This window comes from Gammaproteobacteria bacterium, assembly GCA_016705365.1.
Classification (GTDB): Bacteria; Pseudomonadota; Gammaproteobacteria; order Pseudomonadales; family UBA5518; genus UBA5518.
Map to the genome: position 1 here is coordinate 105660 of JADIYI010000002.1, position 12226 is coordinate 117885.

Annotated in this window: 10 protein-coding genes; 5 read left to right on the top strand and 5 right to left on the bottom strand. The window is 64.0% G+C overall.

Features of this window, described 5'->3' with window-relative positions:
• Positions 1-7 precede the first annotated feature (7 nt).
• The gene (locus tag IPF49_00680; protein ID MBK6286157.1) at positions 8-1240 is read right to left on the bottom strand and encodes a hypothetical protein; all 1233 of its coding nucleotides are present in this window, start codon (positions 1238-1240) and stop codon (positions 8-10) included.
• 221 nt (positions 1241-1461) lie between these two features.
• Here IPF49_00680 and IPF49_00685 point away from each other — a divergent pair, with 221 nt between their 5' ends.
• From IPF49_00685 to IPF49_00705, 5 genes are read left to right on the top strand one after another with little or no spacing between them, the layout of a single operon-like run.
• The gene (locus IPF49_00685; protein ID MBK6286158.1) at positions 1462-2385 is read left to right on the top strand and encodes an ATP-binding cassette domain-containing protein; all 924 of its coding nucleotides are present in this window, start codon (positions 1462-1464) and stop codon (positions 2383-2385) included.
• On the top strand, positions 2385-3119 hold the full coding sequence (locus IPF49_00690) for an ABC transporter permease subunit (protein MBK6286159.1): 735 nt from the start codon (positions 2385-2387) through the stop codon (positions 3117-3119). Before IPF49_00685 ends, IPF49_00690 begins: the two co-directional genes overlap by 1 nt.
• An 11-nt stretch (positions 3120-3130) precedes the next feature.
• Positions 3131-5008, top strand: coding sequence for a Gldg family protein (locus tag IPF49_00695; protein ID MBK6286160.1), 1878 nt, complete (start codon positions 3131-3133; stop codon positions 5006-5008).
• Positions 5005-6132, top strand: a complete 1128-nt coding sequence (locus IPF49_00700; GenBank protein MBK6286161.1) for a DUF4340 domain-containing protein — start codon at positions 5005-5007, stop codon at positions 6130-6132. Before IPF49_00695 ends, IPF49_00700 begins: the two co-directional genes overlap by 4 nt.
• Positions 6116-7177: a COX15/CtaA family protein gene (locus IPF49_00705; protein MBK6286162.1), complete on the top strand. Its 1062-nt coding sequence runs from the start codon at positions 6116-6118 to the stop codon at positions 7175-7177. Before IPF49_00700 ends, IPF49_00705 begins: the two co-directional genes overlap by 17 nt.
• Here the strand turns inward: IPF49_00705 and IPF49_00710 are convergent.
• The 4 genes from IPF49_00710 to IPF49_00725 form a co-directional block, all read right to left on the bottom strand.
• Positions 7174-8298, bottom strand: coding sequence for a hypothetical protein (locus IPF49_00710; protein ID MBK6286163.1), 1125 nt, complete (start codon positions 8296-8298; stop codon positions 7174-7176). The two genes, IPF49_00705 and IPF49_00710, sit on opposite strands and share 4 nt — an antisense overlap.
• Before the next feature lie 25 nt (positions 8299-8323).
• Positions 8324-10054 carry a diguanylate cyclase gene (locus IPF49_00715; protein MBK6286164.1) on the bottom strand — a complete coding sequence of 577 codons (1731 nt, stop codon included), beginning with the start codon at positions 10052-10054 and terminating at the stop codon, positions 8324-8326.
• A gap of 63 nt (positions 10055-10117) precedes the next feature.
• Positions 10118-11827, bottom strand: a complete 1710-nt coding sequence (locus IPF49_00720) for an NAD-binding protein (protein ID MBK6286165.1) — start codon at positions 11825-11827, stop codon at positions 10118-10120.
• Positions 11824-12204, bottom strand: coding sequence for a hypothetical protein (locus IPF49_00725; protein MBK6286166.1), 381 nt, complete (start codon positions 12202-12204; stop codon positions 11824-11826). Before IPF49_00725 ends, IPF49_00720 begins: the two co-directional genes overlap by 4 nt.
• Positions 12205-12226: the final 22 nt, after the last annotated feature.

A 12226-nucleotide genomic window follows, 5' to 3' on the forward strand; every position in this document is an offset into this window, starting at 1 on the left:
CGCCGCGCTACCGGGGAATCGATGACACCGGCGCGCCGGCAGCGGCATTCGCCAGTTCGCGGAAGCGGGCGAGGGTGACCGGCTTTGCCTCGAGCGCCAGTTCCCGCACTACATCATCGAGGCTCTTGTTGCCGCCACTCGAGCGGCGGATCTCGAGGTCGATCGAGCGCAATACACCGACTGCACGCGCCGTGATGGCGCCCGAGGAGCGCGCCGAATCCAGTGGCTTGCTGTCCTTGCCCCACGCAGCGAGATCAGCGTGGGCTTTCTCGTAGCGCTTGTCGCTGATCGCTCCGGAGCGGCGCAGGGTCTCGAGCGAGTAGTATTCCGCCAGACCCTCCACGATCCAGTCGGCACCGGGTACGCTGCGCGCGCTCATGGCCACGTGCACCAGTTCGTGAATCAGGGTGCTGGTCGCGTTTTCGCTGATCATCGGCCGATCGGCGTGAACGAACAGCGAGCCGGGTGCGGAAAGCGCACCGCGCCACATCGGATCGGCGGCGCTCACCACCAGCAGGCGCGGCGGGAACTGCGGAAACAGCGATTGCAGCGTGGGCACGGTCCAGCGCAGGAATGCGAGCATGTCCATGCGGCGCACACCTTGACCGGTCGGTGCGGCGATGGTGACATGGGTCGCGCCGATGGTTTCGCGGCGGGTACCGATATCTCCGGCAACGATCCAGCCGGTCGGGCGGTCGAACAGGCGTTGCGGATTGTCGATCCGCAGACGCCCGCTGGCATATCGAGGGAATGGCGTTTCCACCGACCAGCCCTGCGGCAGATTCAGCTGCAGCTTGGCCTGCGACTGGGTGCCGTCCTGCATGTCGAGGTGCACCGGGGGAACCAGGTCGTCGGCGCGGAACAGGGCCCAGGTATCGGTGACCAGGCCATCGTAGCGCCCGGATTCGCGGCGGCTTTCCAGCTTCACCCGATACTGCAGGTAGGCATCCTGCTGTGGTGGGCGCCACAACACGCTGTGGCCTTCGATCCGCAACTCGCCGCTTCCCTTGAAATCGCTGTAGCGGGCGGGATCGGCATTGAACCTCATCCAGCGTACCCATTCCGGATGCCGGCTCAGGCGGATGCGCACGGTGGCGCTTGGTTGCCCCGCCTTGATCCATGCCGTGTACATCACGCCATAGGCCGGACGCTCCTGCGGTGCCGGCTCCTCGGCGCGGCCCGGCAGCGCGGTGAACACACCGAGCAGCAACGCGAGTTTTACCCAATACAGGAATCGCATTGAAACTTTTTTCCTCGCGTCCGGTCCTATTCGCCCAATGATGCCAGCTGCGGGTAAGCTGGCTTTGTGGCAGCCAGTGGCACTATAGATGCCCGCGCTCCACGCAACAATGAAATACTCACGCTGGCGCCGGGTGCGGCGACCGCGAGCCGGTTGCCGGGGCCGCGGAGCGCCGCTATAGTGCGGCGCGCTTTTCCCACGGCTGTGTCTGGAGAATCTGCATGATCGAAGTCACCCAACTCAGCAAGCACTTCGGACGGATCGAAGCCGTTCGCGAGCTCGGTTTCACGGTGCGCCCGGGGGAGGTGCTGGGCTTTCTCGGCCCCAACGGCGCCGGCAAATCGACCACGATGAAAATGATTGCCGGCTTTGTCACGCCGAGCGCGGGTTCGGTGCGGGTCTGCGGTCGGGATGTGACCGAGGATACGCTCGAGGCGCAGCGCCTGATTGGCTACCTCCCCGAGGGCGCGCCTGGCTATGAAGACATGAGCGTGGCCGGATTCCTGCGCTTCATTGCCGAAGTGCGCGGCTTCCGTGGAGCCGAGCGCGATTCCCGTGTGGAGAACGTGGTCGCGACGATGAACCTGCAGGGTGTGACCGAGCAACCCATCGAGACCCTGTCCAAGGGTTTCAAACGTCGTGTCGGTCTGGCCCAGGCGATCCTGCACGATCCGCTGGTGCTGATCCTGGACGAGCCGACCGATGGGCTCGATCCCAATCAGAAACACCAGGTGCGTGAAATGATCCGCGGGCTGTCCCGGGACAAGATCGTGATCATCTCGACGCATATCCTCGAGGAGGTCCATGCGGTGTGCAATCGGGCGATCATCATATCGGGTGGCCGGATCGTGGCTGATGGTACACCAGCGGAACTCGAGGCGCGCTCGCGCTACCATCGCGCGGTGCATATTCATTTCGCGGCCGATTACGCGGCCCGCGATGCGCTGGCCGCGCTGCCATCGGTCAGCGAGGTCGAGGTACACGCCGAAGGCCGGCGCCTGGTGGTGATTGCCGAGCCCGGCACCAATCCGCTCGCTGCGGTCGCAAGGCTGGTGCATGACAGCGGCTGGCTGATCGATGACCTGCACGTGGAGCGCGGACGGCTCGATGAAGTGTTTCGCCAGATCACCCGGGAGGCGGCGTAATGAGCATGATCGGTATCATCACGCGGCGTGAGCTCGGCGCCTATTTCGCGACCCCGCTGGCCTATGTGTTCGTGCTGATTTTCCTGATGCTGAGCGGTGCCTTCACTTTCTATATCGGCGGGTTCTACGAGCGCGGGCAGGCAGACCTGAGCGCGTTTTTCAATTTCCATCCCTGGCTGTACCTGTTCCTGGTGCCCGCGATCTCGATGCGCCTGTGGGCGGAGGAGCGCAAGAGCGGCACCATCGAACTGCTGCTCACGCTGCCGCTGACACGCATGCAGGCGGTACTGGGCAAGTTCCTCGCGGCCTGGCTTTTTACCGGGCTGGCACTGGCCCTGACCTTTCCGCTGTGGATAACGGTCAATTTTCTCGGCAGGCCCGACAACGGGGTGATCGTCTCGAGCTATCTGGGCAGCTGGCTGATGGCAGGAAGTTTTCTCGCGATCGGCTCGTGCATGTCGGCGCTGACCCGCAACCAGGTGATCGCATTCATCCTGACCGTGGTGGTGTGCTTCCTGTTCGTGCTGAGCGGCTTTCCGCTGGTGCTCGATGCGGTGAGCGCCTGGGCGCCACGGGTGCTGGTCGACGGGATCGCGGCAATGAGTTTCCTGACTCATTTCAATTCCGTCGCGCGCGGCGTGATCGGGTTGCGTGACCTGCTGTTCTTCCTGTCGCTCGTTGTGGTCTGGCTGGCGGCGACGGCGCTGGTGATCGAAATGAAACAGGCGGACTGAGAAACATGAGCATGAACCGCAAGATATATCCGCGTCTCGGCCTGGTGCTGCTGGTGGTGGGCCTGATCAGCTTCAGCGCCCTGAACACGCTGCTGTTTGGCAGCCTGCGGCTCGATCTAACCGAAAACCGGCTGTACACGATTTCTCCCGGTACCCGCGAGATCATTGACAGTATCGAGGAGCCGATCGACCTGTATTTTTTCTATTCCGACCGGGCCACGCGCGAGCTGGCGCCGCTGCGCAGTTATGCCAAGCGGGTGCGCGAACTGATCGAGGAGTACGCATTGCAGGCGAACGGCAAGATTCGCCTGAGGATCATCGACCCGGTGCCGTTTTCGGAAGCCGAGGACCAGGCGGCGGAATTCGGCCTGCAGGCGGTGCCGCTCGATCAGGGCGGCGAACAGGTCTATTTCGGCCTGGCGGGCACGAATGCCTACGGTGATCAGCAACACATCGCGTTTTTCCAGCCCGAGCGCGAGGAGTTTCTCGAATACGAGTTGAGCAAGCTGGTGCACAGCCTGGTGACGGTGAAAAAGCCGGTGGTCGGCTTGATTTCAGGCCTGCAGATCAACGGCGGTTTCGACATGATGAGTTCCTCGCCAACGCCGGCATGGGCCGTTATGGAGCAGCTGCAGCAGGGCTTCGAGGTGCGCAATATCGCACCGCAGGCCGACAAGATCGACCCCGATATCACGACCCTGATGATTGTGCACCCGACCGGCCTCTCCGATGCCTTGCAATATGCCATCGATCAGTTCGTGCTGAAGGGCGGCAAGGCCATCGTGTATGTCGATCCGTATTGTGAATCGGCCAAGGCCTCGGCCAACCCGCTGCTGGAGCAGGGGTCTGCGCCTACCTCGTCGAATCTGGAAAAATTGTTCAAGGCCTGGGGGGTTCAATACTCGCCCGACAAGGTCGTTGGCGATGCGGGTACCGCGTTGCAGATCAGTTTTGCGGCCGATCAGCCACCGGTCAAACATCTCGGCTTCCTCGGCCTCGGTGTTGCCAACCTTGCGCGTGACGATGTGGTAACCGGGAATCTCGAACTGCTGAATCTCGGCATGGCCGGTGCGCTCGCCCCGGCCCCCGGCGCGAGCACCCGATTCGAGCCGCTCATGCAGTCGAGCGATCAGGTCGCGCTGCTCGACAGCATGCAGGTGCAGGTGAGCCGAGATCCGAGCGCCTTGCTGAAAGGCTTCATGCCCAGCGGGGAGCGTTACACGCTGGCGGCGCGTATCAGCGGACCGGCGAAATCGGCTTTTGCAGCAGCGCAGACCGAAGGCCAGGAGCACATTGCGGAAAGCGAGGACATCAACCTGATCGTGGTCGCCGACGCCGACATGCTCGCGGATCGCTTCTGGGTGCAGGTACAGGATTTCTTCGGGCAGCGACTGGCGACCGCCTGGGCCGACAATGCCTCGTTCGCGCAGAATGCGCTGGAAAACCTCGGTGGCAGTTCCTCGTTGATCGGTATCCGCAGCCGGGGCAGGTTCTCGCGCCCCTTCGATCGGGTGGAGCAGATCCGTCTCAATGCGGACGCGCGCTACCGCGCCAGCGCGGAACAGTTGCAACAGCGCCTCGACGAGACCGAGCAGAAGCTGGGCGAGTTGCAGCGCAGCAGGGAGCAGAACAACCAGCTGGTGCTGTCGCCCGAGCAGGAGCATGCCCTGCTCGAATTCCAGGATGAGAAGCTGCGCATTCGCAAGGAATTGCGCGAAGTCCGTCACCAGCTGGACCAGGATATCGAACACCTCGGGATGCTGCTGAAGTTGGTGAACATCCTGATCATGCCGTTGCTGCTGACGTTGCTGCTCTATGGCTGGCATGTGTGGCGCCGGGGCCGAGGAGCCGCCAGGCGGAAGGCAGGGCAGGGAGGCGTCGGGTCATGAAGGGCAACAGCAAATTGGCAGTGGCGGTGGCGCTGGTCGCGCTGATGGTGCTGCTGGTGGCGGTGTTTGGTCGCCAGCAAGCGCCCGAGAGCGCGCGCGAGAACGCATTGTGGCTGCCCGAACTCAAGCCGGCGCTGCCGGAGCTGCGCAAGGTGGCGCTGCAGTCGAGCACGGAGCGGGTCACGCTCGAGCGCACGGAGGCCGGTTGGGGTGTCGTGGAGCGCTCCGGCTACCCGGTCGACTTCAAACGGCTCGAGGAACTGTTGCGCGCGCTGTCGCAAGCCCGCCTGCTGGAGCAGAAGACCTCGAGGCCCGAGTATTTCTCGCGGCTTGGTCTGGTCGATATAGAGCAGCCGGACAGCAAAGCGGTATTGCTCGAGCTGTGGAGTGGCGCCGAGCAGGCGCTGGTCAGGGTGCTGATCGGCGATCCCGCCGAAAGCCGCAACGGCCGCTATGTCCGTGCTGCCTCGGGTAGCGAAACCTGGTTGATCGACCAGTCGCCGGAGCCATTGACGGATGCCGCGGACTGGATCGATCGTCATTTTCTCGATGTGGATTTTTCGCGTGTCGAGCGGGTCACGCGCACGGTGCCCGGAGGCAACGGTTTCGTTGCCGTGCGCGAGACGCCAGGCGCGGCGAGCCTCGGCGTGCGGGAACTGCCCACAGGCAGAAAACCGCGTTACGAAGGGGTGTTCGATGGCGCGGCGCGGGCAGTACTCAGCGCGGAAATCGAGGATGTGAAGCCGTTGCAACAGAGTGATTTCGCGGCAGACAAAACCGCGACGACGCTGATCGAAACCGCGGACGGACTGGGGCTGGAGATCGGGACCATCAAGGACGAAAGTGGCAGCTGGGTGCGGGTGAGGGCACTCGCGGTGGCTGCCCGGGCCGAAGATGGCTCTGCGCAGCAGGTGGCAGTCGAGGGTGGTGATCCCGATGCCGCGTCGATGGCTGCGGGCGGCGCGGCGCCGCAACAAGTGGACCCCGGCACCATCAATGATCGCCTGGGGAACTGGGCGTTCAAGGTTTCGGATTATGTTCACGGAGAGCTGAGCAAGTCGCTCGAGGATTACCTGGAAGAACCGCCGCACGCAACGGACAAGAAGAATGCCGACGCCGGCTGATTTGCGCCATTCGCGCCGGGCGGTGCTCGGCTGGCTGGTATTCATCATCGCGATGGTGTTCTGCATGGTGGTTGTCGGCGGTGTCACGCGGCTGACGGGCTCCGGATTGTCGATTGTCGAGTGGGCCCCGATCATGGGGACCCTGCCGCCACTGAGTCATGCCGACTGGCTGGCCGCCTTCGCGCAATACCAGCAGTTCCCGCAGTACAAGATCACCCACCCGGACATGAGCCTGGCCGAGTTCCAGGGGATCTTTTTCTGGGAATACATGCATCGCCTGCTCGGGCGCGGCATCGGCGTGGTGTTCCTGTTGCCATTCCTGTGGTTCCGGGTGCGTGGAGCGTTTAGCCGTCGCCTCTCCTGGCAGTTGCTGGGTGCTCTGGCACTCGGCGGGATGCAGGGGCTGGTCGGCTGGCTGATGGTAAAAAGCGGATTGGTCGACGAGCCTCGTGTCAGCCACTACCGGCTGGCGCTGCATCTGGGGCTGGCGTTCTCGATCATGGCTTATATCCTGTGGTTGGTGCTCGGTTTGCGTGCCGCTGCCGTGGACGAGCGCTCGCCCGGGACGACGACGTCCGCGCGCGCCCTGTTGTGGAGCATCGCGATCGTGACGGTGCTGCAGATCGTCTACGGCGCATTCGTTGCGGGTCTTCGGGCCGGGCTCGGTTACAACACCTTCCCGAAAATGGGCGAGTTGTGGATTGCCGATGCGGTCATGGCCCTGCAGCCCTGGTGGCTCAATCTGTTCGAGAGTCATGCCACCGTGCAGTTCGTGCATCGCTGGCTCGGCACCCTGCTGTTGCTGCTGGTGACTGCATTGTGGCTGCGCGCGCGCCGTGCCGACTGGGGGGCTTCCCGGCAAATCCGGATCCACGCGCTGCTGCTGGTGGTGACGGTGCAATATCTGCTCGGCGTATACACCCTGCTGCGTCTCGTGCCGCTGACGGCCGCAGTCGTGCATCAGGGTTGCGCGAGCCTGGTGCTGCTGGCGGTGATTGCCGTGATGCAGGGATTTCGCCAGCGCGATGCGAGCGGTGCGGGCTAGCGCAGCGTTCGTGGCAGGATCCTGCGCCAGAGACGGCGCACGCCGCGCCTGAAACCGGTGCGTGCGGCCATTTCCGCGCGGTCCGCTTCCAGTCGCAGCTCGTGCATCCGGCTCGCCACCTCTTCGGCGCTGCTGTCCGGGCGCAGCCTGGTAGTTGTACGCACACCGAGTTGCGCACCCAGCCATTCGAGGGTCCGCGGCTCGAAGCAAAGCAACTCGTGTTCGGCGCGGATGGCGCCTGCTCCCGGTTCCGCCGCGGCTTCATCCAGCGAGCGCTGCAGGCGTTGCTCCATCCAGTCGATCTCGGCGGCGTGCCGCGCAATCACCGGTGCGACCAGTTCCGGGTGCAGACGCAGCCGCGGCCCGGCGAGTTCGCGCAGCTTGCGCACCAGCGCCGCGTTCTGGCGCACCGCGACCTCGCCGGTGCCATAACCGGGCCCGAACTTGCGGTAGGCATACAGCAGGCGAACGGCCGGAAGGGAAAGCCCTTCGTTGACCCGCTGTATCGCGCGCGCATCGAAGTCGATCTGCAGTCGCCGGCAAAAATCCCGCACCACGCAGCCGCCGGGAAAGCTTTCCGGCTCGAAATACCAGTAGTGCATCGACGCCGCCCCGAAGATGGCTTCGAGCTTCTCGAACCGCGTCCGATAACGGGGCAGGAGCCGCTCGAGCTCGAATACGCCATGGCCTCCCTGCAAATGCTGCTGGAACACGCTCTCCATGTAGCTGCGCGGTGCCCGGATATAACCCACTGCCCGCAGTTCGGAGGTGTGTCCGCGGAGAAATTCCCGCAAGCGTCGCAATTCGGTTTGCTTGAGAAACGCGATGTGTTCGCCCGAGAGAATCACCGTTTGCCGCGTGCAGTGGCCAAGCTCGCGGTGCAGCCGTTCCAGTGTTTCGCGAATCTGTGGTTGCAGCTGCTCACGGCTGAGTCCGAGTTTGCGGTTCATGTTCTGGGTTTCGGGCTCGGCGCGAAATGCGGTGACGATACGGGCGCTGGCGTTCGGCTGGCCCAGGTCGGCATAGTGAAATGCCGGATCCCCGAGCCCGTGGTACAGCGAATTCTGGATCGAGGAACTGCCGGTCTTGTGCATGCCGAAATGGAACACGCATCCGCTCACTGCCGGGCTCTCCACTCCAGGCGGCTCATCCGTCGACGTCGGCGCTCCCGTCCGCGCCGGGGTCGTAGACCCGCACCTGGTTGCGCCCGCCGTTTTTTGCCCGGTACAGCGCGGCGTCCGCGCGGGTGAACACGCGCTCAGGGTCGTCGCCCTCGCCGAACTGGGCCACGCCGAACGAACTGGTGACGCTGAGCTTCCCGCCTGCGCATTCGATCACGTTGTCGGCGATGGCCTGGCGGGCCTTGTCGAGGGCAGCATGAGCCTGCGCGGAGTCCGTTTCCGCCAGCAGGATCACGAACTCCTCGCCGCCGTAACGGGCGAGGAAATCCGTTTCGCGCAGATGGTTGCGCAGCGTCGTAGCGACATCGCGCAGAACCGTGTCGCCGACCGCGTGTCCGTGACGGTCATTGACCTTCTTGAAGTGGTCCACGTCACACAGCGCCAGTGACACCGGCCGCGCATAGCGCCTCCAGCGCTCGAATTCCTCGACCAGGCGCCGTGCATACGCTTCGCGGTTCGGCAACTGCGTCAGCGAATCGGTCAGTGCCAGCCGCCGCTGCTCGACAATGCGTGTTTCCGCTTCGCGCGAACGCTCGTCGAGCTCCTGGATACGCACGCGCATTGCGGCGGTCTGCTGTTCGAACTCGAGCCGCAACTGCGCCTCGCGTGCCTGAAAATCATCGAGTGCGCTGCCCATCAGCTGCACCCTGCTGGTGATGCGCAGCTTGAGTTCGGCGATCTCGGTGGCCTCGGCAACCTGTTCGCGCAAACCCTCGAGGTTGTCGCGCAGGGTCTTGTCGAGCGTGCTCTTGTTTTGCTGGTCACGGGCGATCAGCGCGTGGGTACCGTCGATCGCGGTTCCGGTATCCTCGAGCCGCTCGTTGAGTTGCTGCAGGAACTGTTCGAATTCGTCCTGGTTGCGGGCCAGCGCCGCACCGGTGAGGACGCGGATATCGTCTATCGAGCGCACCAGGTCGCGCGAGTGCACGCCGCGTGCTACCCGCATCTTCGCACCATCGTAGACCGCGCGGTAGGCGTCGTTTTCCGGAACCCTGACGATTTCGATCAGGGCATCGAGCGCCTTGCCCACCGGGTTGCGCAGCGGCGCGAAATCGTCCCCGACCGGCGCTTCGGACGGCGGCGATTCGGCTTGGGTGGCGGCACATGCGGTTGCGGCGGGTGCCGGCTGCGGCGCGGGCGCGGCAGGTGCCGGATTCTGCTCCGTAACGGCGGCTGAGTTGAACAGTCGTGACAACAGGCCGCGTTGCGGGGTTTCCGCCTGGCGGATGGCCAGCACCGCATCCGCCTGCAGGCACAGGTAGGCTTGCAGCAGCTGCGCAAGCGCTGCCGGTTCCTGCGCCCGTTCCCGCACCTGGCGGCGGAACGCGTCGATGCGCCGCGCCAGATCGCGGGGGGGATTGGTGGAGCGCAAATGCCCGGCCAGCTCGTCGAGCTCGTCAGCCACGCCATTCGCCGCCGCGGGCACTTTTTTGTCGACCTCGCGCAGACAATCCTCGATCACGTCGATCTTGCTGGCCAGCACGCTGGCGGAAACCGACTTTCCGAGGCGCAGCAGCTTGCGCAGACCGTCGAATTCCGCATCCAGTGCCGGGTCCATGCCATCGCAGGCGAGGGTTACGCGCACCACGGCGCGTACCAGTTGCTGGCTCATGTCGCGGTGCTCGCACGCTTCGCGCTCGGCTTGCGCCTGGGCGCTCAGATATCGCTGCTTCCACTGCTCGATGCTCTCGGCCATCGTTGTTCTTTCCCCAAAATATTTCCGGTTGTCCGATTATGATTGGCGCGTACACGTGTGGAGTTAACCGCTGCGCGGCAGCGCCAGCCATGGTACGCGGCGACGCGTTTCGATGCCATCCAGTACATAGGCCAGAACCTGGTCGTCGTGCACGGTGCGGTACAGGCGCCCGCGTGCAACCATGCGTCCGCAAAACAGCAGCTGCTCGCCCTCACGGAGCTCCTGGCTCGGGTCGGGCAGCAGTTGCTTGCCCTCCGCGTGCTGCAACAGCAGCGGCACCGCTTTCACGGGCAGATCGCGGTTATCCGGCGCGCGCAGCAGATCGCCTACCGTCACGCGCCGCCCCGAGCGCAGGGCACCCACCAACGACGGCGAATTGCGGGCATCGATGCTGAGCGACCAGGCTTCCACGGTTTCCTTGCCGTTGCAGGTGCGCATGCGTTCGAGCAGGGCGTGCGCCCATTGCTCGTCCTCGAGCCGTGCCAGGCGCAGGAAATACGACAGCTGCGGCGCGCGAATGATACGCAGCACCTCCGCGGCCACCACGTAGCCGGCAAGGGTGCTGATATCGGCATCAAAGGCCCGGAACATCGGCGTATTGCGCCGCTCGTTCTGGCGCACCACGGTGAAAATCCCCGGGTTGAGTTCGTGCGCAAGGCTGGCGATCGCAAGGCAGAGGGTGTCGTTCGCGGACGCGACGACCACGCCGTCGGCCTGCTCGATACCGGCTTTGCGCATGACCTCGGCGTCCATGGCATTGCCGCGGATCACGTGCGCTCCCGCATCCGGCGCGGGATTGTCGTCGATCACCATGACCTCGACGCCGATATTGCTCAGGTGACGGCAAATGGAGCGACCGAAACGTCCATAACCGCAGACCACCCAGCGTCCTTTCGGAATGATCAGCGCAGGAGCCATCGCGTTGCCGGCCTGGGTAGTGAGTGCCTCGTAGATCACGTGCAGGCTCGGAATGCGCATGGTCAGGGCGAGCCTTTCGGCGAAGGTGTCGTAGGGATTGATGATGTGCTCGACACCAATGCGGGCCATGGCGGCGTGGTGTTCGTGATGGTGCACCTCGCAGATCACTTCATGCTCGGGTGCGAGCAGCTTTGCGTTGAGCGCAACGGTGAGATTGACGGCATCGTCCTCGGTGAGTGCAAGGGTGCACAGGCATTGCGGGTGGTCGATCCCGGCGAGCAGCAGGGAGCCGGGATGCACCGCATCGGCGTGCAGTGCCGGCACCTCCATGCTGAGCTCGTCGATTTCCACCGATTCGACGCGTTCGAACTTGCGATCGATCACCACGACCGCAATCCCTTCCTCTGTCAGCTCGCGCGCGATCAGGGTGCCCGCATCGCCGTAGCCGCAGATGAGCACGAAGGGCTCGCGTAGCCGTCGTACGGCACGTCCCACCCGGTTCTCGTGCATGATGCGCCGGAACAACGGATCCTGGATCGTGGAGAGCAGCGCGCCGATTGCGTAGAGCCATGCCACCACAGTGCAGTACATCGAGATTGCGGCCCACAAGCGCTGGGCATCCGAGAACGGATAGGGTATCTCGCCGAGACCGATGGTGGGGCCGACAAAACTCACGAAATAGAACGCATGGAAGAAGCTCATCTTCCAGTCGTTGCCCTCGGGATCGACACCCGGCAGCAGCGTGAAACCGAAAATCGCCACCGCGTAGACCGAGATCAGGACAATCAGCGGCAGCCGCAAACGCCGTAACAGCAGGAATATTCCCGGCTGCGGGCGGCGTGCCAGTCTGCTCATCGGCGCAGGCTGGCGGTTTCGATGACCAGCAGAGTCACGGAAACGACGTTGGCGACCATCGCTCCCATGGCCAGCGAAACCACCGTTACCGAATCCCGGGGTGACACGACACCAGCGTCGAAGCCCACCGCCACCCACACGATCGATGCCGCCATCAACTGCACATCGGCAACCAGGCTGGTCGCGAGCATAGTCGAGCCGAGCAGCGAGCGTTCGCCGAACTTGAGCACGGTGGCGATGAGGCTCACGATCAGGGCCACGAACAATTCGCGCACATTGTGGTGCTCGATGATCGTCGGATCTCCGACCACGAAACCGACGTTGAGCGTCAGCGCCAGCACGATAACGAAGGCAAACAGGATCTTTTCAAAGCTCATCGGTGTGGTTCCACTGGATCAC